This window comes from Microcoleus sp. MON2_D5 (assembly GCF_036701905.1).
Classification (GTDB): Bacteria; Cyanobacteriota; Cyanobacteriia; order Cyanobacteriales; family Microcoleaceae; genus Microcoleus.
In genome coordinates this window covers 50405-76945 of record NZ_JAUBRM010000029.1, presented here as the reverse complement: position 1 = coordinate 76945, position 26541 = coordinate 50405, and the positions used below count along the sequence as shown (strand labels likewise).

At 47.5% G+C, this 26541-nt stretch carries 17 protein-coding genes; 9 read left to right on the top strand and 8 right to left on the bottom strand.

Annotation, left to right across the window (positions count from 1 at the left end; translation table 11 throughout):
* The first annotated feature begins 119 nt into the window (after positions 1-119).
* The gene (locus QUA47_RS12865; protein ID WP_333220806.1) at positions 120-254 is read left to right on the top strand and encodes a hypothetical protein; all 135 of its coding nucleotides are present in this window, start codon (positions 120-122) and stop codon (positions 252-254) included.
* Between the two features lie 134 nt (positions 255-388).
* Complete coding sequence (locus tag QUA47_RS12860) at positions 389-3784, top strand: ATP-binding protein (RefSeq protein ID WP_333431021.1); 3396 nt, start codon at positions 389-391, stop codon at positions 3782-3784.
* A gap of 48 nt (positions 3785-3832) precedes the next feature.
* Here the strand turns inward: QUA47_RS12860 and QUA47_RS12855 are convergent, their stop codons facing one another.
* From QUA47_RS12855 to QUA47_RS12835, 5 genes are all read right to left on the bottom strand, one after another.
* Positions 3833-4105, bottom strand: coding sequence for a peptidoglycan-binding domain-containing protein (locus QUA47_RS12855; protein ID WP_333431020.1), 273 nt, complete (start codon positions 4103-4105; stop codon positions 3833-3835).
* A gap of 221 nt (positions 4106-4326) precedes the next feature.
* Positions 4327-4608, bottom strand: coding sequence for a peptidoglycan-binding domain-containing protein (locus QUA47_RS12850; protein ID WP_333431019.1), 282 nt, complete (start codon positions 4606-4608; stop codon positions 4327-4329).
* A 514-nt stretch (positions 4609-5122) separates the two neighbouring features.
* The gene (locus tag QUA47_RS12845) at positions 5123-6577 is read right to left on the bottom strand and encodes a hypothetical protein (protein WP_333431018.1); all 1455 of its coding nucleotides are present in this window, start codon (positions 6575-6577) and stop codon (positions 5123-5125) included.
* 270 nt (positions 6578-6847) lie between these two features.
* Positions 6848-7468: a DUF3177 family protein gene (locus QUA47_RS12840; protein WP_333431017.1), complete on the bottom strand. Its 621-nt coding sequence runs from the start codon at positions 7466-7468 to the stop codon at positions 6848-6850.
* 401 nt (positions 7469-7869) lie between these two features.
* Positions 7870-8106, bottom strand: a complete 237-nt coding sequence (locus QUA47_RS12835; protein ID WP_190662788.1) for a Calvin cycle protein CP12 — start codon at positions 8104-8106, stop codon at positions 7870-7872.
* 744 nt (positions 8107-8850) lie between these two features.
* Between QUA47_RS12835 and QUA47_RS12830 the strand changes: the two genes are divergently transcribed.
* Positions 8851-10104 (top strand): FIST N-terminal domain-containing protein, encoded by a 1254-nt coding sequence (locus tag QUA47_RS12830; RefSeq protein ID WP_333431016.1) that lies wholly within the window; start codon positions 8851-8853, stop codon positions 10102-10104.
* A gap of 170 nt (positions 10105-10274) precedes the next feature.
* Here QUA47_RS12830 and QUA47_RS12825 read toward each other — a convergent pair whose 3' ends face one another.
* Positions 10275-12386, bottom strand: coding sequence for an iron uptake porin (locus tag QUA47_RS12825; protein ID WP_333431015.1), 2112 nt, complete (start codon positions 12384-12386; stop codon positions 10275-10277).
* Between the two features lie 1008 nt (positions 12387-13394).
* Here QUA47_RS12825 and QUA47_RS12820 point away from each other — a divergent pair.
* Complete coding sequence (locus QUA47_RS12820) at positions 13395-14339, top strand: hypothetical protein (protein WP_006635896.1); 945 nt, start codon at positions 13395-13397, stop codon at positions 14337-14339.
* A 145-nt stretch (positions 14340-14484) separates the two neighbouring features.
* Here QUA47_RS12820 and QUA47_RS12815 read toward each other — a convergent pair whose 3' ends face one another.
* Both QUA47_RS12815 and QUA47_RS12810 read right to left on the bottom strand, forming a co-directional pair.
* Entirely contained in the window at positions 14485-16605 is a 2121-nt protein-coding gene (locus QUA47_RS12815; RefSeq protein ID WP_333431014.1) for a hypothetical protein, read from the bottom strand.
* Between the two features lie 127 nt (positions 16606-16732).
* Positions 16733-18304: a CHAT domain-containing protein gene (locus QUA47_RS12810; protein ID WP_445302510.1), complete on the bottom strand. Its 1572-nt coding sequence runs from the start codon at positions 18302-18304 to the stop codon at positions 16733-16735.
* Positions 18305-19123: 819 nt separating this feature from the next.
* Between QUA47_RS12810 and QUA47_RS12805 the strand changes: the two genes are divergently transcribed.
* From QUA47_RS12805 to QUA47_RS12785, 5 genes are all read left to right on the top strand, one after another.
* Positions 19124-21124, top strand: coding sequence for an FAD-dependent oxidoreductase (locus QUA47_RS12805; RefSeq protein WP_445302509.1), 2001 nt, complete (start codon positions 19124-19126; stop codon positions 21122-21124).
* 307 nt (positions 21125-21431) lie between these two features.
* Positions 21432-22118 carry a methyltransferase domain-containing protein gene (locus QUA47_RS12800; protein ID WP_333431012.1) on the top strand — a complete coding sequence of 229 codons (687 nt, stop codon included), beginning with the start codon at positions 21432-21434 and terminating at the stop codon, positions 22116-22118.
* Positions 22118-23188, top strand: a complete 1071-nt coding sequence (locus QUA47_RS12795; RefSeq protein ID WP_333431011.1) for an aromatic ring-hydroxylating dioxygenase subunit alpha — start codon at positions 22118-22120, stop codon at positions 23186-23188. The genes QUA47_RS12800 and QUA47_RS12795 overlap by 1 nt, the downstream gene beginning before the upstream one ends.
* A 590-nt stretch (positions 23189-23778) precedes the next feature.
* Entirely contained in the window at positions 23779-24975 is a 1197-nt protein-coding gene (locus QUA47_RS12790; protein WP_333431010.1) for a TIGR03032 family protein, read from the top strand.
* A gap of 76 nt (positions 24976-25051) precedes the next feature.
* Positions 25052-26437, top strand: a complete 1386-nt coding sequence (locus QUA47_RS12785) for a cadherin-like domain-containing protein (protein WP_333431009.1) — start codon at positions 25052-25054, stop codon at positions 26435-26437.
* Positions 26438-26541: the final 104 nt, after the last annotated feature.

The window sequence follows — 26541 nt, the reverse complement described above, 5'->3', positions numbered from 1 at the left end:
ATGCACCTTACTTGCTCTCCATTTTTGGACACCATACCTAATTTACCACTATTTGAGCCTTAACTGAACCGTATTGATGTATGGAGTGCCTGAAGGATGGTCGGGAATAGAAGCTTTGGATGAAAAGTAGTGATACAGATATATTGTATGTGAACATCGGCAGGGATATGGCAATGCCTTGTCCGGCGCGGGGAGTAGGACACGGAAATGCCGTGTCCGTATGGTTCGCTTTGACTTTTAATAATTTGCTATAAGATTAAGGATTGTAGAAACTAGATCGGGTCTTCCTTGCGTAAGTTGTGTTTAAGTACAAAATGGTTTATAATCTTTACCAGCGCTCAGCCTTCGCTCCAAGTATTAACTGGGTTTTTCAACCTAAATTAATGTTATGTCCACTCTTTCTCTCAAGCACTTAGTGGCAAAACTTTCAAGAAAAGCAACGCTGCAAACCGTACTCATAGTTCCGTTTGTCTTGCAAGTATTTGCAGCGGTGGGTATTGTGGGGTATTTATCATTTAGGAACTCTCAAAGAGCAGTAAATGACCTTGCGGATCAGTTGATGGGCGAGGTGAGCAATCGCATCGAGCAAAATTTGAGAACTTATCTGCAAACTCCGCACCAAATCAATCAAAGCAAGCTGGATGCAGTGAAACTGGGGTTTGTGAACATGAAAGACTTGTCAGCTTGGGAAAAATATCTGTGGCGGCAAGTGCAATTATATCCTTATATCAATTTTACGTCGATCGCTAATCAAGATGGAGAATATCGCACTGGCGAAAAGATGTCTAACGGCACTTTATTGATTAACGCATCGGGCCCGTCTACAAATTTTGATTTTTATTCTTACAATACTAATGATACGGGCGATCGCACTACAGTAGCCGCCTCCGTTAAAAACTTCGACATCCGACAGCACCCTTCCTACGCTTATGCGGCTCTAGCAATCAAACCAACTTGGAGTTCAGTTTATATATCCTTCCTAGAACCCACATTGATTCTCAGCGCGCTGCAACCAGTTTACAACAGCCAGAAACAGCTAGAAGGAGTATTAATTGCTGCCTTGCGTCTCGACAGTATCGGTCAATTTTTAAACAGCCTTAAAATAGGCAAATCCGGTCAAACTTTTATTATCGAAAGAAACGGGACGCTGCTGGCAACTTCCACAGCCGAAAAACCTTTCCGCACCCAAAACGGTAAAAAAGAAGTATTTAAAGTTACAGAAAGCAGCGATGCAGTAACGCAAACTACAGCTAAATATTTAGAAAACCACTTTCAAAATTTGCACCAAATTACAAAAGCGCAGCAACTCAATTTTGAGATAAACGGTCAGCAGCAATTTTTAAAAGTCCTGCCCTTCCAAGACGGCAAAAGTTTAGATTGGCTGATTGTCGTCGTCGTTCCCGAAGCCGACTTTATGCAACAAATCCATGCCGGCAACCGAACTACAGTGTTGCTATGTTTGGCAGCTTTGGGCATGGCAACTGTGCTAGGAATTCTCACTTCTCGCTGGATTATCCAACCTCTTATAAAATTAAAAAATGCAGCAATAGCTTTATCTGAAGGACAATTTGACCAAACTGTAAAGCTCGATCGTTCCGACGAGTTGGGCGTACTTGCCACTGCTTTTAACAGCATGGCAGCGCAATTGCAAGCATCATTTACTGCCTTAGAAACTAAAAATACCGAATTGCAGCGACTCGACAAACTGAAAGACGAATTCTTAGCCAATACTTCCCACGAACTCCGCACTCCCCTCAACGGCATTATTGGGATTGCAGAATCTTTAATAGACGGTGCTACCGGACAACTGCCAGAATCTACAAATTTTAACTTAGCTTTGATTTCCTCATCGGGCAAAAGATTGTCTTCTTTAATTAACGATCTTTTAGATTTTTCTCAGCTCAAACACAAAACTATAGAACTGCAAATAAAGTCCGTCGGTCTTCGAGAAATAGTCTCGGTAATTGTCACTTTGTCTCAGCCATTAGTAGGCAAAAAAAACTTGCAATTGATTAACTCAGTTGCTCCTGAATTGCCGCCAATAGCAGCCGACGAGAATCGCTTGCAGCAAATACTTTACAACTTAATTGGCAATGCTATTAAATTTACCGAAAGTGGCCGAGTAGAAATTTCCGCAGAATTGGTAACGGGCAACGCACAATCACCGTCTAATTCCCAGTTAGCCATTACTGTATCCGATACTGGCATTGGCATCCCCGAAGATAAATTAGAGCGAATTTTTGAATCCTTTGAACAAGCTGACGGTTCCACTGCTAGAGAATATGGCGGCACTGGTTTAGGGTTAACGGTTGCCAAGCAATTAGTTGAATTGCACGGAGGGAAAATAGGGGTATCTTCAACTGTAGGCGTCGGTTCCCAATTCATCTTTACTTTGCCCGTATCTGAGAGTCAGCCAGATTTTAGTAGCATACAGCCGCGTTTAACCGAGGGTTCTCCCATTTTAATCACTCCTGAATTCGCGGGGAAATCTTCTATAATAAATTCTCAGCTATCAGACAATAGCGGCTTGCTAGAAAGTGAAAAACTAAAAATTTTGGTAGTAGATGATGAACCCATTAATATTCAGGTCATTATCAACAGTCTTTCTCTAGCAAACTATGAGATAACTCAAGCGAGCAACGGCTTAGAAGCTTTAAATCTGATTGAATCAGGATTTAAGCCCGACTTAATTTTACTCGACGTAATGATGCCGCAGATGACGGGTTATGAAGTGTGTCGAGAAGTCCGCAAAAAATACTCGCCTTTAGAAATGCCGATTCTGATGCTGACGGCTAAAAATCAAACTACTGACTTGGTAGAAGCTTTTAACTTAGAAGCAAATGATTATGTAACTAAACCTTTTATAAAAAAGGAATTGTTGGCGAGAATTAACACGCAAATTCGCCTTGCTAAACTGAATGCAGCCTACGGCAGGTTTGTGCCTCACGATTTTCTAAACTTGCTGGAAAAGCCGAGTATTATTGAAGTAAAATTAGGCGAGAATCAGGAAAGAGATATGACCGTGCTGTTTGCTGATATTCGCTCGTTTACGGCGCTTTCAGAACAGATGACACCCCCTGAAAATTTTGCATTTATTAATACTTACTTGGGCAGGGTTAGCCCTGCCATCAGGAAAAATAACGGGTTTATTGATAAATACATTGGTGATGCAGTCATGGCACTGTTTCCTACATCCCCAGAGGATGGTGTGCGAGCAGCAATTGATATGCAAAAAGAAGTGAATATCTACAACCAGCAGCGAGAAAAAAATGGCTTGTTTCCGATCGCGATCGGCGTCGGTTTACACGCGGGCAATTTGATGTTGGGTACAATTGGCGAGCGAGAACGGATGGAAAGTACGGTGATTGCTGATGCGGTGAATCTCGCCTCTCGTTTGGAAGGATTGACTAAGGTTTACGGCTCGGGAATTCTAGTTAGCGGTGCAATTATCGATCGGCTAGACGATCCAGAAAAATATAAGTACAGATTTGTCGATCGAGTAACCGTGAAAGGAAAGACAAATGCTGTGTCGGTGTTTGAAATTTACGAGACAGAAACAGAGAAAAGCATTGTACTTAAGCAGCAAACTGCGGAGGTTTTTCAAGAAGCTCTCAATTTTTACTACGAGCAAAAATTTGTTGCCGCCCAAAAAGTATTTCAGAATATTTTACAAATTAATCCTGACGATCGGGTAGCAATGCTGTATTTCAAGCGCTCTCGCAAGTATCGAATGTACGGAACCCCGGAGGGGTGGTGTGGGGTCGAAACTTCGACGGAGAAATAGGGCGCACACTCTACGCCCTACTCTCTTTAACAGATGGTTGCACAAACTTTAAAATATAGTGCTACAAACACCCAATTTATTCCAAGTTCTAGGGCCGACAATGCCATCAGCAACGATTTGTTGTTGCTTTTGAAAATTGATGACTGCTTGTTGGGTTTTCGGGCCGAAGCCTCCATCAGTATTTACAGAAAATCCGCTGGCGTTCAAGAGTCGCTGAAGGTAGCGAACGTCCTCATTTTGGGTGACGCCATCGTTGCGTTTCAGTAGGGGAAAATAACGACAGGAAGGTAATTCCATGTGAATGGCGTTTGTGGTTTGCATAGTTTGATTCTCCATTGGTTGTTTGCAAGTTGTTTAAAAGCAGGGTAGCGGGGAAAAGATGTTAATTAATAGTCCTGGATGCACTTTTGACTGGCATAAACGACGTTTCGGCTTCGCTCAACCGCCAGATTTTTTAGCAGTTCTGGGGGCATAAAGGAAGTATTGCTGTGAAAAAACCCAGTTTCTTGCTACCCGTGCGGCTAAGATTAGTTAACTTGAATTTAACATCCAGGTTCATCTGTATAACAAGCGCCTAAGAGACTCCAAGTTTGAGGGCCGACAATGCCATCAACAGCAATCTTATTTTCCTTTTGAAATTTGATGACTGCTTGTTCGGTTTTTGGACCGAAGAATCCATCTGTTGCGACGGGATATCCGTTTTTGACTAAGGATTGTTGGAGATAGCGCACATTTTGATTGGCAGTGGTAATATTATTTCGTTTCAGTGTGGGCAGTGAAGAGCAAAGAGGCAATTGAGCGTAAATTGAATTTGTGGTTTGCATGGTTTGATTGGGGATTAGTGGTTTGCAAGTCGTTTGAACTTGCTATTCCCCAGTTGTAGCTGTGGGGGGAAGTGCTTTAACAGTCGCTTTTTATAGCGACGCTTATCTGGGGTAGCTCAGATGAGTGACAGCCAGCTATCAAATCCGTTTTGTGCAAAGTAATTGTCAAAGGCAAACAGCAGCGAATTTTCATTTTTTATCAACTTTTAGCATCTTTGCCACCTGCCCCACACCATAAGTAAATCGGCGCCAAAAAACGCCCCTATGTAAACAAGGGCAAAGTCTCCAAAGGCTCTCTACTGGCTGACTTAAACCTGTTTACACCCTGTTACATTATGTGGTTTAATCTCGTCTACCTACTTACCTGTACGGCTGTTGGTGTCGGGATGGATAGGCAGATTGACGTAGGTTGGCTAGTCAATCAATCGTGTCACGGTGCAATCGCTCTACTCTTGTATAAGCTGAGTAATGGTCTTTTCTATAGAGGAGGCAAAAATACTGTATTTAAAGCTAGTTAACCATGCGAGCGAAAAGGGCGATCGGAAAAATTCCTCTTGGGTTGGGACTTTAACTTAGAAGTGATATCGTAGTATCGGTAGATAGTAGATTTCCGGGTGTCAAACAACTTGAGAATTGAATCAATGACAATTTCTGTAACTATCGGGTTAAAGTCGGAAATAAAGTCGTCGGCGTCGAGATTTTGTAGAAAAAATTCCTTAGCTCGATCGCACTGATAGCGCATTTCGTCAAAGCCAACAATTTTGACCACAAACGTTGTCAACGGCGAGTTTTCCAAATCGGTTTGAGAAGTGCTTTTAGCCCGCCCATTTTCTAATAAATTTAATACTTCCGCTTCTAAACCAATTTTAGGTTGATAAGGTTTTTCTATCTGTGGAAAAAAGCTTTCCAAGCGCACGCAGTTAACAGATTGATCCGGAATTCCTCCCATCATCATCGCCAGAGAAACATCGATTCCCAAACCAGAAGAAAGAGCTTCTAGCAGGGCGAGAGCAGGCAGTTTGCACCCCAAATAAAGCTTCGCAATTTCGAGATTGTACTTAGCAGTAGTTTCCCAGTGCTGATAGGTGCGATCGTCTGGATATCCCTCAAACTGCCGAAAAATTATTTCTGGCTTGAGATAATTCAGAAAACCTTCCATCTTGACCAAAGCAACTCGGTAGTCGCGAACCGTGTAAAAACCGCAACAGATGAGATTGTGATTGGTTTCCGGCAGTAAATTCCACGTATTTGCCAAAAAATGCGCTGAACTATGGTGAGCAAAACTCATCACATCCCGGTTAGAAATTCGCACAGCTTTTTTGACCGTTTCCCGCATTTCCTCGTCAGTCAAACTGAGGTTAAATCGGCTATTTATTGCCTGCAAGCGCTCATAAAGGCGCTGGCTTACTGTTACTCCGGACTCGGCAGAGCGAAACGGAATGGTTGCTTCAATGCAGCCTGCAATTTGAAGCAATTGCTCGCGTTTGACAAATGGTTCTAGAGCTTTTGCTGCTACGACAGCGCTGAGAAATTCGTTTTGTCCGGCGAAAGGATTTAGGACTTCGCCCGGTACAAAATTGAATACCAGCATTACCATCTCGAAGATAGCATCAGCCGGCAGTTCAGATTGCTCCCGAATTTGTAGCTGTTTGTTAACTTCTTTTGCAACAGGAGTGATGTAGTAGCTGACGTTAAAGTTAATGCTGCGATCGACTTGCACGTAGACGGTATCGTGAAATAAAGCTGCCAAAACCTCGATCGCGTCTTCATCTCCCCCCACCTCAAAAATATGTTCGGGAGTGTGAAAAAACCGCCACGGCCCCATCATCGGCTGAACAATCAGTTCGGCAATCCGAGCGACTTCACTTGGTTCGACTTTTGCTTCCAGGCGATCGAGCGCCCAAATCAGCCTTTCTAAGCACTGTAAGTAGGCTTGTTTGCTATCCATCACAGTCTTTCCCAGTAACATTGCTGTCAGTCGATTTGAGATTTGAGATTTGAGATTTGAGATTTACTCCACAGATGAATCTGGAAGCTTCAACCTTAGTCTAAAATTTTTATCTCTCCACGACTGGAGTCGGGGGCTTGTATCCGTTTTTGGGCGAGTTTACGTCATCCACCCTGCTGTTAGTTTAATTTTTTCCTAGATGCGATTCCCCTTTTGGGAGTTGGGATTTTTGAGCTTTTTGTTGAAGACTTTAGCTGCTATTTAAAAGGCAAATACTTACTTAAAGTCCCCTTAATTTCCGGTAGCTGACCTCCCATTTTTTCCTAGTCTAATTAGCACAAAGTATGACAAGTAAATTACATAGATTACTAAACCTATCAGACCCAAAAATCCCAAAAATTGAGGGGTTGCCGTAGGGTGAAACATTTGTTTGTAGAGCCAAGGTGGGTCTAACCAAACGCGACAAAAAGGTTCGTCAATTACCTCAATTTGAGATTTAAAGGCACAGCTTAAGAAGGGAAGTTGAGCTAGTGCGCCCAAACCGCTGTAAACAGTAATCGCCCACCGCCAAGCTGTAAAAGCCAGTTTCAGGGGCGACTGCGGTCGATCGGCAATTTCTTCGTTTAAATCCTCCCAAAACCACAGACTAGCAGGAATTAAGGCTCTCGCAATCACCGACGATACAAAGCTCACAGGCAGCGCAGCCATCATCAGGTAAAGTGTAATTGCCAGCAAACTCGCCACCCGCCAATAAATAATCGACAAACGGACGATCGCGTCAGCTTTTGCCACAACAGCCCAAATCAGCACTACCAGCGGGATCGAAATTGTTAATAACACAGACAACCGGTAATCCATCCAGACTAGCGGTTGAAACCAAGGCCCGGTGGCTGCCAATAAAAGACTCAACATCTTTGGGAAAATATACTCACTTATTTGTGACAAATTTTACTACAAAAATGCTAAAAAATCAGCAACCTAAACATGGTCTTAATGTTTTAGTTACTGCTATTTTTTCTAAGGTACTTGGCGCGCTTTGAAGGGTACTTGAGACGCGATAGACGGCAATATGCTTGGATTAAAACTGTTTATTCCTCAAATCTCGCCTTCCCATCCCCCGAACCAAGGCGCGCCAGAGCGAATTATTGTCCCCCTTGGTTCGGGGAGTGGGGAGAAGCTGGCTGATTTTAACCGTATTGGGATAGAGGGCAAATCTCCCTACTATTTCAAGGCTCAACCCCTAAAATAAAATTTTCCCGCGCCAAAAGTTAGATTTCGGCGCGGGAGGGAAGGAATAGAGCTAAATGGCTCGTTTATTCCTCGTAGATGCGGCACTCAGCAGCGTCAGGATTGTCGTCGCAAAATTTTTCAAAAGAATTCTTAGGTTTGACTTGCTTTTGGTGGGAAGCTTCTGCTTGCAGTTCTTCAACTGCGTCCCACGCCGCCGCGCATTCCCCGGAAGTGGCGCCCTTGAGGTCACAGACGGTACGAGCGCTTTCTAGTTCTTCTTCAATTTTTTCTTGGATGTTGCCTGCGGGTGTTGTTGTCATAAAGCTTGTTGGTATGAATGTGTAGGAGAATATGGTGGTCCCCGACCTATTTCTAGGTAATGTTAGCACGCCCCTGGGTTTAGTGAGCTTGTTCGGCTAACGGCACATCCTTAACCCAAATAAAGATGTTTAACCGTTAACGACAGAGCAAGGGACTAGCTAAGCAGCCGCTTGGTGTCATCACTCAAAAAACTTAGACCTCTAGAGTCTTAGGCTGGTCAAGTAAAACTGAAGTTTTAGGCCAGAAGCCCAGTCACTTGAGTGTTGAGTCGTTGACTGTCACCTTATTAAGTAAGAAAGGTTTTCTTTTTGGATGTTTGTTTGGGTTGGATTTGCTGTTTCGGTATGGCGACCCCAGCTAATAATAGCTTGAGATGCGCTGCTGTTGCAGCAGCCCAGATAGAAACCATCCATAAGTATGATGCAGTAGCCGTCTCTACTCCCTGCTTTACTAGCCCGTAGGCGGGTTCTAGTCCACAGGCATCAATGTAGGTCGAGCCAACCTTACTTTTGATGAAAACATTACACGAGGTTGGTGTGTCAAACTGTATTGAGCTTTATCTTTTAAGATTTAGCTGAACACGGCATTTCACACTTAACAAATTAAGGGGACTCTCATGTTAACTTATGTTAACACAAGAAGGGCGATCGAGGGGGAATCGATCGCCCAAGAATACCGTCCCCCCAGCGGCAAGTTCCGGTTAGCCTAATGTATAGAGATAGTTTTATAGAGAAGTTTGCCTTATGTACACCGAAAACCAAATGCAATGGGTCAGCGCCTTATCAACCCGTCCGTCTTTGGAATCCGCCCTCAAAGAAGTTATAGAACAAGCCGATCGCGACCTAGAAGGCCCGGCCGATTTAGCGCTGATATTTATCTCGTCTGCCTTTGCCAGCGAGTATTCTCGGCTGATGCCTTTACTCCGAGAACTGCTGCCAGTGCCCGCGATCCTGGGCTGCGGGGGGGGAGGAGTCATCGGCACGAACCGGGGCGGCCTCACCGAAGAAGTCGAGGGATCTCCCGCAGTCAGCCTCAGTCTGGCGCGCTTGCCCGGAGTGAATGTCAGAACTTTTCACGTCGGTGCAGAAGAACTGCCGGACTTAGACAGCCCCCCGGATACTTGGGTGGATCTCTTGGGCGTGCCGGCCCAGGAAGAACCGCAGTTCATCATCTTGGCGGACCCCTTTTCGGCAAAAATTAACGATTTGCTGCAAGGGCTAGATTATGCCTATCCGGGTGCGGCGAAGGTAGGGGGGCTCGCCGGGGGGGACGGTGCGGGCAGGGGCGCGGCGCTGTTTTGCGACTATCAGCTTTACCGAGAAGGGACGGTTGGGGTAGCTTTGAGCGGCAATATAGTTTTGGAAACGATCGTAGCTCAAGGCTGCAGGCCGATCGGGCATCCTTATCGGGTGACGGAAGGAGAACGCAATATTTTGCTGAAACTCGAAGAACAAACCGACGATACCGGCAGCGGGGGCATCGAGCGATCGCCCTTAGAGGCTTTGCGAGAGTTAGTTCAAACTTTAAGCGAAGAAGACCGAGAATTAGCCCAGCATTCGTTATTTGTAGGCTTAGTCAGCGATGAATTCAAGCTGACATTAGAGCCGGGAGATTTTTTAATCCGCAATCTGTTGGGAGTAGATCCGAAAGTGGGAGCAATTGCGATCGGCGATCGAGTCCGTCCCGGACAGCGCATCCAATTTCACCTGCGGGACGCCCGCACCTCCGCAGAAGACCTAGAAATGCTGCTCGATCGCTATCAGCGGGCCGCCGAGTACAGCGGTACATCCAGCGCTGGCGCCTTGATGTTCTCTTGTCTGGGGCGCGGCGAAGGGCTTTACGGCCAGTCGAACTTTGACTCCCGACTGTTCGGTCGATACCTCAAAAACATCCCGCTGAGCGGCTTTTTCTGCAACGGCGAAATCGGCCCCGTCGGCGGCAGCACCTTTCTGCACGGCTACACCTCCGTATTCGGGATTTGCCGCCAAAACTCATAATTTGTTAACTATTGACTGTTGACTGTTGACTGATGACTGTTAACGGATCACTGTTAACTGTTAACAATTGAAGATCTAAAATCTAAAATCTAAAATCGCTCCACTGATGACCAATAAATAAAAGCGGCAGTCGCCTGCCGCTTTTAGCTGTAACTAGATGTCTGGAAACCTTAGAAACTAAAGGTAGTACGGAGGAGTCCGACCCAGATATCCTTGTTTTCCTCGTTGTGTTCGGGATTCATAATCACGTAAACGCCCGGTGTCACTGAGATAAAGTCATTGACTTGGAAGCGATAGAAACCCTCTAAGTGATAAGAGGTGTTGCGGTTTCTGGCGACATCACTCTCAGTAACTTTTGGCGGTACACCGAAGACAAAACCCAGGAGGTTGCCTTGCCGGCCAAAATCTGCCAGGGCCAAAGTGATAGCACCATTCTGGATCGTCGCGTCATTGCCGCCCCCCCGCAGTTGCTCAGCCTTCGTATAACCGTACCAACCGCCAAGCTGAAAGCGACGGCTGGGTTTGAAGTTAACTTGCACGCCATAGTTATCTGCTTGAGTGGTTGCTTGACCGAAGGGCCGGTTAGCCAAGGCACTGCCCGTACCGCCCATGATGCCAACATCGCCTGCGCGATTGTATTTGTGGGTGTAAGTGAAGGCCAAATCAAACGGTCTGCTAAAAAAGCCGATCTGACCCAGAGCGCTGAAAGAACCGTCGGCAACGCCCCTGCCGTTTGCGGGGTCGGGAGCATCGCCGTCGGAGGCAAGATAGCCCCCAGTAGCTCGGAGGGGGCCCAAGTTGAAAGTCAAACTTGCGCCAGCTCCCTGCGGCCCGCGGAATACGGCCGGGTTGCGAACTCCAAATCTGGAAATTGCACCAGTACCCGTAGAGTTAAAGGGTGTTACCGTGTCTGCAATTTCATCCAGGTCAAGTCCTTTAGGACCGACAAAGACTGTAGCGGGACCGACCGGGAAACGATAGTACAGTTCGTCTAGTGTGAATTGGCTGCCCTCCTCGCCGTCAAAGGCCAAGCGAGCCATGTTAGTGCCGGTAGCGGTTGATGCTCCGTAGTTGGCGACGTTGACTGCTTGCAAGCGGGTTCTGAGCAAGTCTCGACCGGTGAAGCTTGTCAATAAGTTCAACCGCACCCGGTAGCCGAAGTTGGTGACAGTTTGGTCGTCGCGATCGCGGATATGATTGCCGTTGGCGTCACGAGCTTGTATAGGATCTCCGAAGGTGTCGCTGACGGCAAAAATGGCTTCTCCAGCCAGTTTGGTGGTGGTGGAGAACTGGTTGGCTTCGAGTTCTGCGGTGCGAGCTTCTAGGCCGTCTACTCGTCCGCGCAGGGTAGCGAGTTCGGCTGCAAATTCTTCTTGCAGGCGTTGCAGGATGGCTAAGTCATCTTTAGTAACTAAGTTACCTGTTGACCCAATTAGCTGGGTTATTTGGTCTAAGCAAGCGTTGACGCCGGCTGCAAATTCGTAGCGAGTCAGGGCGCGGTTGCCGCGGTAGGTGCCGTCGGGATAACCTACGATACAACTGTAGCGTTCGACTAGGGATTGCAGGGCTTGGAATGCCCAATCTGTCGGTCGCACGTCAGAAAGCTGAGTGACTGATGTCACCTGGGACATGGTTCCGGATGGTTGGGCCGGCAGCGCTTGGGGAGCCACAGGGACGATGGGACCGCCCATTCCGGCGGGTGCTGTCTGAGCAATTTCTACCTTAGTAGCTGGGGTAGTAACTGGGGTAGTAGCTGGGGTGCTGGCGACTGCTGGCACTTCAATTTTCCCAGCGGTGTCTGTCTGGCTGATTTCCACTGCCAAGTCTGATGCTTGGGGCGCGGGTTCGGCTGTACCTGCTGCTGCTAGGGGTTCAGTTGCTGCTGCGGCGCTGGTCGGAGCGCTTGGGGCTGCTAACTCGATGTCGCTCCCTGTTGTTTGCAGTGTTGTTGGCAGTGTTGTTTGCAGTGCTGCTTCGCTGGTTTCTGGTTTGATTGAGGCGAGTTTTTCAGCGTCTGCTTCGTTAACGACCGGGGTTTGGGCCGCTTCGACGCTGCTGTTTAAAGCCAGGTTTTCTGGGGCAGCAGGGGCTGCTGCAACTGGTTCTGCAACTATTTCTCCAACTATTTCTGCAATTTTTGACTCAGATGACTGAGCTGTAGTTAGCTGGTTGGCTTCAGCGGTTGCTGGAGCTTCTGCTGCGATCGCAGGGGCACTGACGACTGATGATAGCCCCAAAATTGTCGGGGATACTAGCAGTAAATTCCAAAAAGTTCTGTTCATTTTCCTCACACCTTCACACTCTATTCAACTCGACGAGCAGCAATTCCCAACTGCTAATTTTTGTGGTTGCTTGCCTGTTGACAATAACTGCCAAAATAGAACCTATCCATAACTGTTGATTCACTGTTGATTCACAGTAGGCGTGTCTACTTCTGCTTGAACGTAGGGGGCTGAGCCCTTATACCGCCCAGGCATCAATTCAGGTCAAGCCCACATTACATTACAGTTGATTATACCATCACGTGCTAATTTCATCTCTCGATCGCCCGACTTGCTTGAGTTGCTCTGCGGGCGATCGACAACTGGTTCTACGGGTTCGACCACAATCTGCCTCTAACTGACAACTGCCCCGAGTCCTCGGTTACGCCAGACTTAACAGACAGTTATAGGTAGGATTGTGGCTGCTTGTCGCATCCCTTATACAGCTTTATATCCTATAATGTCAAGCTTTTTAACCTAACTTTAAACCTCGCGACCCGGCCGGGGCTATTTTCCCGCCATGAGTGGGGAACTGAGACCTAAAGGCTGGTAGATTTACCCGATCCAAACCAAAGTTCAGGCTTGACCAATGTTGGTTTTTTGATGCCCGCTGCCGTCTAGACTTGCCAGGGCGATCGCCATTTTTGAGACTAAGCGTCAGCGGGTTTAATTTCCCGCTATTTTAACACAACTTTTTTGTTGTTTGAGTGTGGCTGCAACGGGTGGTGCTTGACCCGCTGTTGGCGCAAGGAAAGCTCAGTGGGTTGACTGACCACTATATCCATGATTCCTAGAGGTTTTAACGATGTTTTTGCCTACGGACGATCGCAGGAGTTTAGTGCTAAGCTGGCGAAAATGCACAAGTCAAAAATAGAGCTGCTGTCAGAACCAAAAACCCAAACGCTGGGGGCGAGCAAGTTATACCATTTTCGATTAAATAATTGGCAATAACTGATGACATAAAGGTTTGGAGCTTGCCTACAGTTGCATTATTTTGGGTAACTGGTATTAGTAAAAGAGTGAGGGTTTATGGAAGATTTTGGTATTATTATTGCCTGCTGCGACCAAGATTATCTGTTTGCTAAGGGGTGCTGCGCTAGCATCCGATATTTCCTGGGAGATGTGCCGATTTGTCTGTTGATTGACGGTACGTTTTCTGTGAGTGCTTTGGAAAAATCCTATGGGGTGCGAGTGATCAATCGCACAACTGTTTCTGAAGAAGTTCTCAGAAAAAGAAGTTTTGGTTGGGGCAAAACTAAAATGATTGCTTTCTGGGAAAGTCCTTGGTCAAATTTTATGGTTTTGGATGCCGATACGATCGTCTGGGGCGATGTTCTCAAATTGGCTAATTTTCAAGACTTTGACTTTATTGTAGACAAGCCTTGTTACGATTACCCGGATGCGGATGTTTCGGAATTTTTCTTTGACATTCCGGGGGTTGAGAAGCATTTCCCGAATTTTCGTTGGTCGGAATCGCGATCGAACTATTTCTGCACAGGTACTTTCTTTGCTAAACGCGGCGTTTTTAGCTTGGAAGAATACGTGGAAATTTTAGATTTTACGGCGGCAAATCCGGGGATATTTAAGTACGGAGAAATGGGGTTTTTGAACTTTATGATTTTCCGGGCGGCACAAGAAAATCGACTGCGGGTGCAGAATGTGGATATGCAGTTGTTGGTGCCGGATTTTGACCAGGATTTGCTGAGAAAGCAGTTTCCGGTTGAGTCAAGCGGGCCTGCGGGCGATCGCACTCAGGCCACGGTGATTCACTGGTGCGGGCCGAAGCCGACTTTATCTACTGGGAAAGTTTACTCGGAACCGATGAATTTTTGTCGCCGCAAGTGTGAGGAGGATGTTTGGAACCGTACGGGTTTGGCTGCCGAGATGTCGCTGCAAGTTGAGGATTTACAGCGATCGATCTACGTGTATAAGAATAAGTTTAAGAAGAAGTTTCGGCAGTTGACTGGTAAGTAGATTAAGACGGGCGCGCGGGCGAGAAACCGGGCAGATCCCTCGATTTCTCGCCGCCCAATCCTGATTTTTTGAAGAGTCTTTTGTCAAGAGACTTTTTTTTACCACAAATGTCAGCCGAGCAACGCGGGTGCACGCGAATTTTGGCTTACTCATCCAGGGGTAAAGTTGGCCCGGCTGGGGGTAAAACTTGGCGGTGAACACTTACTTTGTGACTTTCTCGCTGAGTTTGCATTTCGACGGCGATCGCCTCAAATTCGACTTCCATGCAGCCGTAGGGAATCTCTAACTCGACACTTGCTCGGACGTTTCCCAACCCGTTAGATTTAAATTCGGTAATCCAGCGCGGCCCGTCAAGAATCAGGTAGGTTTGCCGATCGTACACCCAAACTTTCACATAAATCCGAGGCATTAATTCCGGGAGTTGCACTTGCACTTTTACGGGCCCGCCGGCAAGGATTTCGGCGCGCGGCAATTCCAAAATCGGCATCGGTACTAACTCGTCTTCTGGCAAAACGTAGGGAGTCGGGGGAGTTACTTCTTCTGCGACAGTTGCGGTTTTTTTAGCAACTTTTTTCGGTTGCGGGGGTTCGTCAAAAACCACAAATTCTCTGGCTTCCGGGCTAGTGGATTTGGGGTCGGAAATTGTTTGGCTGGTTTCGGGTTGCTGCGGGGTTGGGCTGCTTTCTTCCACAACGGCAGTAGCGTCGCTGCTATTTGCGGCGGCTTTTGGAGTGGGCGACAGGGTGGTTGCTTTGAGCCATTCCGGGGATTCGCCGTTGCTGGCTAAGGAACTCAGTCGCGACCAAAATCGACTTTCGACGTTTAAGGTTTGAAATGCCTGTTTTGTGGGTGCTGGCTGGGTTTCTGGGGCTGTTTTTTCTAATTCGGGGCTGTTTTCGGTTTTTTGGTCGATCGCTCCGATTTCCGCTGTTTTAGGGGAAGTTGGGATGTCTGAGGGTTTGGTTTGTGGCTCGATCGACTCTGCGACCGTTCGAGGCGACTTCGAGATTTCCGACAGCAATTGCGATCGGCTGCTGTCGGGCAGTTTGTTACCGAATGCGGGCAATTCTAGACCGCCTCCACTTGGGGTGTGACGCGAAGCCAGTAGAGGGGGTAAGGCTTCAGTGGTTGGGACTTCGGCGGGGGAGGGAGGGTCTAAGGATTTTTCTACTAGCTTGAGGAAGGATATATTTTTGCCGCTTCCCGGCTGTTTTGAGGCTGTTGGGGAGGGTTCAGCTTGATGCTTTTCTTCGATGAAATTGTCTTTAATTTCCTGTAGAAGGTGCTCTAAACGAGCTGTAATTGTGAATAGTTTGGTGGCCAGGGTGACACCGCCGCTGTTGAGAATTGCTTCTCCTAAAATTAGGCGGCTTTTGCACTCGGTTGGGATGTAGGTGACGCAGGCAAAGATGCAGGGGGGAACTTGTTCTGGCATCGGCTGCTGGATTTCTGCGAGAATTTTTGAGGTTTGGGGGTCGCGCAGGTAAATTTGCAGTTGTGCTGAACCGATTAGTTGTTTGAGTTCTAGCGCTTCGGATTCGGGGATGAGAGTTGCTGTTTTTCTGGTTTTTTGGGGGGGCTGGGGAATGTCGATTTTGCCGGAAATGATTAAGGGGCGACCGAGTTGGGTGACGAAGGTTTCTCGATCGAGGACGAGTTCGAGTTTGACGCCCGGTTTGGGTTCGGGGGTTTGGGGAATGGGGAATTGGTAGATTTTGGTCTGCTGCGGTGCTGAATCGGCTGCTGGGATTTGGGTTGGTGCGGGGCTATCGACCGGTGCTGCGATTTGTGGGGCTGCGCGATCGACCGGTGCTGCGATTTGTGGGGCTGCGCGATCGACCGGTGCTGCGATTTGTGGGGCTGTGGGGGAAGTTGCGGGTTCGGTTTGGTCGATCGGCGGTAGGGGTTCGGAGGTTTCCGATTCTGCGGGCAATACTTCCAACTGAACGCCGTACTGCCAAGGTTTTAGTGGTGTTGCTTTGGGATCTGGCAAGCAGGAGAGTTCCCACAGTCCGGGTTTGAGCCTGGTGTAGGGAATGATCACGACTAATCCTTCGGGGTTGGTGCGGGCCGATCGGCTTTGGACTTTCCGCTGCGCCCCTGGGTCGAAGGAGGTATGGGTAACGCGAATTTCGATGTCGGTGTTGGGGTGCTGAATGCGAGCAACAACACGGTATTTACCTTCTAGAATTTCCACGTCGGAGGTTTCTAGGGGCAACCAGGCGCGATCGCCTTCTTTCTGTAGCAAAAATTCTAATTTTTTCATCTTTCTTTCCCCTTGAAGGCTCCCGCTTGATTCGTCACAGGTGGGTGGTGGTTTGTTGAGCGACAGCTACAGATATTAAATTACTTATGTTTTATAGCCTATCACCACTGTCGGTCAAGAGGCCCACTTACCAAGGACTGCCGATTATGCTGAAAGCTGCCCAATAATACGGATGGGATAAATCTTTGCTGTCGAGTTTGGGGATGGATGGGGGCAAGGGAATGTCGCCTCGGGAACTTCGCAGTTGACCGCGTTCGATCGTCACTTTGCCTTCGATCGCGGCGATTTGTGCTTGCCTGAGAGCTTCAGCTTTAATGATTGGAGGGTCGTTTGGTCTGCTGATTTTTAACTGCTGGTAAAACTCTGTCATCAGGGCGAGAGTGCCCGCATCGCTGACGTACCAGAGGCTGGCGAGGGCTGATTTTGCTCCCGATTGCAGTGCTAAACCTGCAAATCCGAGTTCTGCTTCTTTGTCTCCCAAGGCGGTTCTACAGGCGCTTAATACTAATAGTTCGAGGGGCGGATTGTTCCATTTCAATTCTCTCATTTGAGCAAGGCGCAGTTGGGTGTCCCAAAATTGAATGTAGGAGTTATTTGGGGTTCCTGGGCGGAATTCGGCGTGGGTGGCAAGGTGGATGATTCCGTATCTTTGTTGCAGTCGCTGGGATTGCAAGTTTACTATGGTGAAATCTTCGTTGAGAAAGGATTGACCGGGCCACTGTCGGGCGATCGCGCCGAGTTCTAACGGCACTGCTGGCAGCGGTTCTTTGTTTGCCGTTTCTGCGAAATCTGATGCTCCCATTCCTAGGACTTGCACGTTTCTGAGGTCGGCGTAATTTATGTCTATGAGGTTGAAGGCGGGGATGCGGGCGAGGCTGTATTTTTCGATCAAAAATTGCTGTCCGTCGTGCATTGCTGCTAAGGGTACAGTTCGTAAACCTGCGCCGGCGCAGAACAGCAATGTTTCAATTTTTGCTGTTTGCAAATCTGTTTCTAGGGGTGCAACTATCCATTTGTAGAGTTGTTGGGCTGGTGCTAGATAGCTGGTGGTGTTGAGTTTTACGGGATTGGTGATTTCGCTACCTAATTCTTGGACTACTGAGAGCAGTTTCTCTTGTTTTGCTTCTGGAACGCTGCGGAGAATGGGCCGGCGATCGGGTAATATTAAGATTAATTCTAGTTGGTCGGTGCGCGGGATAGCGTAAATTAAAGCAGGTTTTTTCTTTGTTTGAACTGCTAGGCGGGAGAGAGTTTTTGATATTGCTTCGGCAGTTTGCCCACGGGTCTCAAAGTCTTGTTCAAAGTATTTTTGATAGTCTTCTTTCCAGGTTTTTTCGATTCTGGTTACGGCTTCGGTGAGGTTGCCCCGATCGAGCAAATTTCTCATTTCTTGCCCGTTAAGCCCGCCCTTGCCTGTGTTTTGGGCAATTGTAGGGAGGTTGGCGGTGTTCCAGCAGAAAAATATTGCTATCAAACAGTAAAAAATAGCTTTTTTAATTTTTTTCTGATGGGTGTGTTTTTGGCGTTGCTGCTGGGATTGGTAGTGCATGATTTTGGGGCGGTTAAGGGCGCCGTTGGCGGCAGCAGTTGGCAAAAGTTGGGATGTGGGTGGGAATTTTGACTGTGCTGGCGATCGCGGCACGATTGTAGCATTCAAGGCCAACCGCAAATATCTACCGTAGGGTGTGGACACCAGCACCAACAGAGTCCCCGCACCAAGAAATTCGCGATTTATGTAAAAGTTTGCAAATTATGCAGGGGTTTTGCATAAACAGGACTTACGCAAAAACCCGGTTTCTTCAAGTAAGTCCTATTTTCTACATAGCAGCCAGGTACATTTAACTGAGATGTTGCACCATTCTCAATAATCCTTTTATGAACAGGCAAGATGCCTGTTCCACAAAAAATTTATCTCTCGTGGAACCGGCATCTTGCCCGTTCTTAAAAATGATGCAAAATCTGAGTTTAACCGGCATTACCTCTAGGGCCGTCTTTGACTTTTTGCGGCACCTCTGCACTTCTCAAGTTGAATCGGGTTTGGTCTTGGTATTAAGTGAGGAATCCCCTGAATCGAGCGCCGCTCTATTGAGTTACCTCAGTAGATATATTCTCTGTATTTACTTATTTTAAAATAGTTAAGTTTTTTCGCGCCAACTTACTTAAAGCTCGACTGGTTAATTGTTTTGCCTTGGATAGCTGCCCGGTTATTTCCTACACTTCGCCGAGAGGGCATTTTGCCTAAGATTTAGCCTGAAAATCTCCTAGTTTTTTAACATCATTGCCGGCGGTTGCCAAGAGTTGAGCAACATCAATAATAACACTTAATTATTTAGAGGATTTTACGCTAGGCGGTCGATCGCTTTTTCCTTGTTGATTCTTAGTTCACTCCTAGATAACTAAAGCCTTGTTCCTTCCGCTATACATTGTGTGCGATCGCACTTGACACGGTGCGATCGCGATCGGACGGGCAAATGTGTCTTAGTATTTCTTCACATATCCTGCTTTCGGTCTATGATATATGCCTTATGGCGTATTTGTGTTTAAAGCCCGTTACCGCGTACCGCTGATGAGTCAATCAACCAATTCACCGCTACCCCAACCAGTTTCTCGAAGAACCGCCCTCAAATTCCTCGGAGTCGGTGCCGCCGGCGGGCTGCTGGGCTACTCTCGATTTTCCAAGCCAGAGCCCAGCGTTTTTGTGCAAGATTCTCTTGACTTGCCGCGAATGCTGAATAACCGCAAAACCGTTGCAGTTGTGGGGGCAGGCTTGGCCGGGCTCGCCTGTGCTTACGAACTCTCCCAGCGGGGTTTCGCCGTAACATTGCTCGACAAATCGCCCCAACTCGGCGGCAAAATTGCTAGTTGGCCGATTCAAGTTGGGAACGAAACTTTTATGATGGAACACGGTTTCCACGGTTTTTTTCCGCAATACTACAACCTCAAAAGTGTGGTTGAAGAACTAGAAATTACCGATAACTTTGTATCTTTAGAATCCTACGCAGTTTTGTTTCGAGACGGCAAATACAAACCCGAAGTTTTCCGTCCCAACCATTCAGCTTTTCCCTGGAATATAGTTGATTTGGGGATATCTTCTCCCAATCGGCTCAAGTGGGGAATCAATCTTACAAAACCCGCTCACTGGCAAGTATTTCGGGAAATCGGCGGTTTTCAAACTAAAAAAACTTTCGATCGCCTCGACAATATATCAGTTGCCGACTGGGTAAAAGGTGAATTTCCGCGCGGGCTTTATGACTTGTATTTTCTGCCTTTTGCCAAATCCAGCCTCAACGCTCCCGACGAATTGAGCGCGGGAGAATTAATGCAATTTTTCCACTTTTACTTTTTCGGAAATCCAGAGGGTTTGGCCTTCAACGGCACGCGGCAAGATATGGGCACGAGTTTGGTGCAGCCTATTGCCAAAGCCATTGAAAGCAAAGGCGGCAAAGTATTGACAGATGTCGCAGTCAGTGAGATTCGCTGGGAAAACGGCAAGATTGATTCTCTGAGTTACCAGTCGGGAGACGTGCAAAGTAAAATACCTTTTTGGGTTAAGCGAAACGCGCTGTTAACTGATAGCAACTATACCGAATATTTCGGCGCTGGGGACAGCGTATTTGCCGCCGCACCGTCGGGAAAAGAGGCAATTTCTCTGAGCTGCACTCACCAAGGCTGCACAGTTCAGAAACAGAACGACGGTCAATTTCACTGTCCTTGTCACGGGGCAGTTTTTGATGCCGAAGGGCGAGTTGTGAGCGGGCCGGCTCAGCGGGATTTGCCTCGATTTAAGGTAGTCGATGAAAAAGCCGATGAAATACAGTTAGCAGCAGCGGTTAACCAATCGCAGCCGCAAAAGTTGGGAGAAACATTGAAGGCTGATTACTATGTTTTGGCGGCCGATGTTCCGGGGATGCAGCATTTGTTTAGTTTAGCCAGCGGTGAGGTGAATCCGCAGGTGCAGAGTCGGATCGAGAGTTTGAATATAGCCGATCCGTTTGCGGTGGGCCGCTTTTGGTTCGATCGCGAATTTCCATGGGAACACAGCAATTTCAGTTCGCTTTCCGGCTACAAACTGACTGACAGCATTACGCTTTACCACCGAATTCAGGATCAGTTTATCGAGTGGAATCAGAAAACTGGCGGTAGTGTAGTGGAACTGCACGCTTATTGTTACAAGGAGAAGGAATTTCCGAACCAGGAAGTTTTACTGGCTACTTTTGAGCAAGAATTGTACGAAATTGTACCGGAATTAAAAGAGGCAAATATGCTGCACCGGGAATTAGTAAATCAAAAGAATTTCTCTGGATATCCGCCCGGTAGTTATGCGGAACGCCCGGAGACTTGCTGCGCTGTACCTAATCTTTTGTTTGCGGGAGATTGGGTAAAAATGCCGTTTCCTTGCGGTTTAATGGAAAGGGCGGTTAGCAGCGGTTTGTTGGCAGCTAATGCTATTTTATATCAGGAGGGTTTGCAGAGACGATCGCTCTTGACGGTGAATCCCGAAGGCGTGTTAAAAATCTAAGGTTTGCAGCGGGGGGGGGTTTTATAAATCGTCAATTATTGGCTGCTATCCTCGGTGAAACCCGCCCCCAGCCCTACCAGTTTAGATTTTAGATTTTAGATGTTAGATGTCAAGAAATGGGAATGACTGATTCAAGAAGGGTTTGGAGCTTTCTTACAGTTGCATTCTTTTTTTAAGATGAGTTACGGTTTGTGGGTGTGGTTTCGCTGAGGGGAAAAGGCAGAGCTTGCGAACAAAAAAAATATCTGCGTTGAGGGGGGTGGATATACGGTTAAAATATTATTGAATGAGTATAAAGCAATAATAGATGCTGAAGAGTAACTGCAAAATTCGCAATAAATCTGTAATGTTTGATGCTTTTGCAACAGAATACGATTTCGCTGCCACCTTGCAAAACCACAACGATTTCTTTACTAACAACCTATCGGTCAGCAAAGGTGCAGCATTAGATATTGGTTGCGGTTCGGGAATTCTTGCTTTTGAATTAGCCCAGTATTACGATAATGTAGTGGCCGTCGATTTATCAGCAAAAATGCTGGACATCGCCCGTCAAAAACGCTCAGCCCCCAATATCGAATACATCCAAATGGATGCCAGTCAATTAGCGATCGACCGCAAATTTGATTTAATAGTTAGTGCTGCTACTTTTCACCACCTACCCAACCTCGCAGCCGCCCTTGAAGCAAGTAAAAAATTGTTAAATCCGCACGGAAAAATCGTCTTTTTAGATAATATATCGGAAGTCGAGACACCTCCTAGAATAGGCTACATATTAGGGGCAGCGAGAGATTTTAAGCCCGACTGTTCCACCTACGGATTTCGCAATGCTTTAAGATTATTAAAATTTAGATTGTCGCCGACGTGGTTGAAGCATTTAGCTAACGATAGGTATTTGTCAGAACGGAGATTTAGAAAGATTTACGGTCGTTGCTTTCCGGGCTGTTATTTTGTAAAATTGGGTTGTTTTATGGGCGTAATTTGGGAACATTTGTAATGCAAAACAACGCGATAAAATCGGTATCTGCAAGGGGAGAAAAAACTCACATCCGCGAGTTGGGCATTAATCTCGCTCGCTGGTATGCAATCGCCCGCACCACCGAGGTGCAAACTCAGCCGCTAGCTGCGAAAATCTGGAATCGGGCGATCGTACTTTTCCGCGACAGTGCAGGCAAAATCAACGCTTTAGAAGATAGATGTCCCCATCGGCAAGTTAAACTCAGCCACGGTCAAGTTAAAGGCGATTTAATCGAATGTGCTTACCACGGATGGCGGTTAAATGCAAGGGGTGAATGCGCCGAAGTCGATTATTTAGCCGAAAATCAAAAGCTACCTAACTGCAAAATTCGCTCCTATCCAGTCAAGGAACAAAACGGTTTTATCTGGCTGTTTCCCGGGGACGAAATCCAAGCAGAAAAAACTAATTTACTGGATTTGCCAGAGTGGGAACATCTCAATTATATTGCCACAGTTTCAGTCATCGACTGTCAGGCACACTATTCATTTTTAATTGAAAACTTGATGGATATGTACCACGGACACTTGCACGATGATTGGCAAGCTTGGGCAAATCCGGTGTTAGATACTATAGAAGAAAACGAGCATCAAGTAACAGCGCGCTATCAGGCACAAAGTTATTACAAAATAGATAAAATTTGGTCAATTTCTCAGTTATTTTTTAAGTCTTTGCGCCGACTGCACCCGGAACCGCTGGACGTGAGTTATGTTTACCCGCACTGGGTTTCAACTTTGGGGAGCGACTTTAAGATTTACTGCTTGGTTTGTCCGGTGAGCGAGACGGCAACTCGGGCTTATTTAATTCATTTTACCTCATTAAATGCGTTTTGGCGGCTGCACAAATTGCCTGTTTGGTTTCGCAGGTTTATCAAAGATAGTTGTTTCGGTGCTGCTCAAAAGTTATTAGATGGTTTGGTGCGGCAGGATGTGTTAATGATTGAGGAAGAACAGCAGGCTTTTTTGCAGAATTCAGAAACAAAAAATTATGAATTAAATCGAGCTTTAGCCAGCGTGCAAAAGTTGATGAGAAGTCAGGCGGAAAATGGGTAATTCAGGATCGGATTGAAACCTGCGGCGGGACGAATGAAACCCGCCTGCCGTACCTCAGACAATGGAAAACCGCCAGAAAACACAGTAGGAGGCTGTATGGCTTTTTCCATACTAGGGCGATCGATCCTGCTATCGTCTCGCTACCCCACCTCTGGCACCAGTACATCTCAAACCCGTAAATTCCTCAACTTTTGTGAATTGACAGATTTACTCTTTTATGCACTCAGTGAATTTGTTCAGGTGAACTCGTGAAAAACAGATTTTGAAGTTTTATGTATTTACATTGTGCTTAAAGTGCCATCGGATATAGTTTTTCTAGTCAGGCGAGCAATTATACTATCGGCAGATGACAAGATTGAATTAATCAATTGATAGGCGACTTGTTTTGGGGGTATCGCCCTAGCCGCCCCAAGGTCACCTCGGCTTGTGAAAGAAAGCAGAAATCGAGCTTAAGACCGAATTCAAGAGGCAATCGAGGTCACCATCGGCGGACTCAATGAGTCAGTCCAAAGCATTCCTGAAGATAGCAGCGCTAATTTAGGCGGCTCATCAGGTGACTCCATGAACCACGTACACATAGAGATTGAACTATGTCATTGTCATTAATGCCAGATAGCGATCGCACTCCACAATCTACCGCACCTTCCTCTAGTAATTTCCCACAGGCAGTAGGTACAACCGCCACACCCACTTTTGAAATCAACGCCTCTCGGCAGTTCACTTCCTGGTTAGCTTCACAAAATCTCAGTTTAGTTTTCACCACCTATCAGGCGGGGAAGGTCTTTTTCATTGGATTACGACAAAACGGGGAACTGTCGGTATTTGAACGGACATTTGAACGGTGTATGGGATTGTATGCCCACAACAGCAGCCTGTATATGAGTTCGCTGTATCAACTGTGGCGGCTTGAAAATGCCCTAGAACCCGGACAAGTAGCGGATGGCTGCGATGCCGTTTATGTACCGCAAGTGGGGTATATCACCGGAGATTTAGATATTCATGATGTGGTGCTGGTTGAACCCCCCCAGCCCCCCAAGCTTCGGGGGGAACAACAAGTTGAACCACAAGTTCCTTCCCTTAATAACGGGGAGTTAGGGGGGGTAGTCTTCGTCAATACCCTATTTAGCTGCCTTGCCACAATTAGCGAAACGAAAAGCTTTGTCCCCTTGTGGAAACCGCCGTTTATTTCCAAATTAGCCGCCGAAGACCGATGCCATCTCAATGGTTTGGCGATGCGAGACGGTCAACCCCGTTACGTCACGGCAGTGAGTCAGTCGGATGTGGCGGATGGCTGGCGGGATAAACGCAAAGATGGCGGCTGCGTGATGGATATTAGCACCAATCAGGCGATCGCCACAGGCTTATCGATGCCTCACTCACCCCGTTGGTACAACGATAAACTGTGGTTGCTCAATTCAGGTCGTGGGGAATTTGGTTATCTAGACCTGGAACGGGGAGTATTTGAAGCGGTAGCCTTTTGTCCGGGATATCTGCGGGGTTTGAGTTTCTGCGGTGATTTTGCCGTGGTGGGGATATCCAAACCCAGGCACAACAAGACCTTTTCAGGTTTAGCGTTGGATGAGCAGTTACAGGCAAAACAGGCCCAAGCCCGATGTGGACTGCTGGTGATTGACCTCAGAAGTGGGGATATCGTCCACTCGTTACGCATTGAAGGAGTTGTAGAGGAATTATACGATGTGCAAGTCTTGCCAGGAGTGCGGCGACCGATGGCAATTGGGTTGAAAACTGACGAAATTCGCCGCGTGATCTCGATAGGCGGCGGCTAAAGCAAGAAAACCGACTTCTGGAAAGAAGTCGGGATGTGAAAACTTTCAACTAACCTAACAAGGAAGAACTAACACTATGTTTGAACCAACCTTCAACCTCTCAGACCTCAACGGCAGCAACGGCTTTGCGATTAACGGCATCGCGGCGGATGACCGATCGGGCTTGTCGGTCAGCAACGCCGGGGACGTCAACGGCGATGGCTTTGATGACCTGATTATCGGGGCAGACTTGGCCGACCCCAACGGCATCAACCGTGCAGGGCAAAGTTATGTAGTGTTTGGCAGCAACAGTGGCTTTGGTGCGGGCCTCAACCTCTCAGAGCTCAACGGCAGCAACGGCTTTGCGATTAACGGCATCGCGGCGAATGACTACTCAGGCTCGTCGGTCAGCAGCGCCGGGGACGTCAACGGCGATGGCTTTGATGACCTGATTATCGGGGCACGCTTGGCCGACGCCAACGGCATCCGTGCTGCAGGGCAAAGTTATGTGGTGTTTGGCAGCAACAGTGGCTTTGGTGCCAGTGTCAACCTCTCAGAGCTCAACGGCAGCAACGGCTTTGCGATTAACGGCATCGCGGCGTATGACGAATCAGGCTTCTCGGTCAGCAGCGCCGGGGACGTCAACGGCGATGGCTTTGATGACCTGATTATCGGGGCAAAATTGGCCGACCCCAACGGCATCAGTGGTGCAGGGCAAAGTTATGTGCTGTTTGGTCAGGCAACGACTCCCACCAATCAACCCCCCGTGGCTAACAGCGACAGCGCTACCACGGCTCAAAATACTGCCGTCACCCTGGAGGCTTCAACTCTGTTAGCCAACGACACCGATGTTAATGGCGATAGCCTCAGCCTGACGGGGGTCAGTAATGCTGTCAATGGCAGCGTTACCTTCTCTAATAGCAATGTCATCTTCACCCCCAGCACTAACTTCACGGGTAACGCCAGTTTTAATTACAGCATCAGCGATGGTAAAGGCGGCACCAGCAGCGCTCTTGTCAGTGTCGCTGTCGGCGGTACTCAAATGGGTACCAGCGGCAACGACACCCTCACGGGTACAGCAGGGAACGACTCGCTCAACGGCGGCAGCGGCAACGACAGCCTCACCGGCATTGCCGGAAACGACACCTTGATTGGCGGCAATGGCAGTGACTTCCTATTCGGCAGTGCGGGCAACGACTTACTCAATGGTGACAATGGGGATGACACCTTGAGGGGTGGACCCGGTAGCGACACCTTGACCGGTGGCAACGGCCCGGATGTCTTCGTGTTTGCCTCCGGCGAGGGCATCGATACGATTACTGACTTCAAGTTGGGTAGCGACAAAATCGGTCTGACTGGGGGTTTAACCTTTGGGAATCTGTCGTTCTCCGGGAATCAGATTCGTATGGGTAGTGACGTTTTAGCCGTCCTGACTGGGGTGAATACTAATACTCTGACTGCCTCGAATTTCGTTAGCGTTTAGAACCGCGCACCGGCTGAGGACTCGTCAGCCACAAGCGTTGCTGACGAGTCCCCGCGCTACTTTTTGCCTCGACTAAAGAGTCGCTCAATTCAAGGCAAAACATC

Bases quoted from the DNA above. Each gene is read 5' to 3' on its own strand.
- QUA47_RS12865 (WP_333220806.1), top strand. From the start codon at position 120: ATGAAAAGTAGTGATACAGATATATTGTATGTGAACATCGGCAGGGAT.
- QUA47_RS12860 (WP_333431021.1), top strand. From the start codon at position 389: ATGTCCACTCTTTCTCTCAAGCACTTAGTGGCAAAACTTTCAAGAAAA.
- QUA47_RS12855 (WP_333431020.1), bottom strand. From the start codon at position 4,105: ATGCAAACCACAAACGCCATTCACATGGAATTACCTTCCTGTCGTTAT.
- QUA47_RS12850 (WP_333431019.1), bottom strand. From the start codon at position 4,608: ATGCAAACCACAAATTCAATTTACGCTCAATTGCCTCTTTGCTCTTCA.
- QUA47_RS12845 (WP_333431018.1), bottom strand. From the start codon at position 6,577: ATGTTACTGGGAAAGACTGTGATGGATAGCAAACAAGCCTACTTACAG.
- QUA47_RS12840 (WP_333431017.1), bottom strand. From the start codon at position 7,468: ATGTTGAGTCTTTTATTGGCAGCCACCGGGCCTTGGTTTCAACCGCTA.
- QUA47_RS12835 (WP_190662788.1), bottom strand. From the start codon at position 8,106: ATGACAACAACACCCGCAGGCAACATCCAAGAAAAAATTGAAGAAGAA.
- QUA47_RS12830 (WP_333431016.1), top strand. From the start codon at position 8,851: ATGTACACCGAAAACCAAATGCAATGGGTCAGCGCCTTATCAACCCGT.
- QUA47_RS12825 (WP_333431015.1), bottom strand. From the start codon at position 12,386: ATGAACAGAACTTTTTGGAATTTACTGCTAGTATCCCCGACAATTTTG.
- QUA47_RS12820 (WP_006635896.1), top strand. From the start codon at position 13,395: ATGGAAGATTTTGGTATTATTATTGCCTGCTGCGACCAAGATTATCTG.
- QUA47_RS12815 (WP_333431014.1), bottom strand. From the start codon at position 16,605: ATGAAAAAATTAGAATTTTTGCTACAGAAAGAAGGCGATCGCGCCTGG.
- QUA47_RS12805 (WP_445302509.1), top strand. From the start codon at position 19,124: ATGCCTTATGGCGTATTTGTGTTTAAAGCCCGTTACCGCGTACCGCTG.
- QUA47_RS12800 (WP_333431012.1), top strand. From the start codon at position 21,432: ATGCTGAAGAGTAACTGCAAAATTCGCAATAAATCTGTAATGTTTGAT.
- QUA47_RS12795 (WP_333431011.1), top strand. From the start codon at position 22,118: ATGCAAAACAACGCGATAAAATCGGTATCTGCAAGGGGAGAAAAAACT.
- QUA47_RS12790 (WP_333431010.1), top strand. From the start codon at position 23,779: ATGTCATTGTCATTAATGCCAGATAGCGATCGCACTCCACAATCTACC.
- QUA47_RS12785 (WP_333431009.1), top strand. From the start codon at position 25,052: ATGTTTGAACCAACCTTCAACCTCTCAGACCTCAACGGCAGCAACGGC.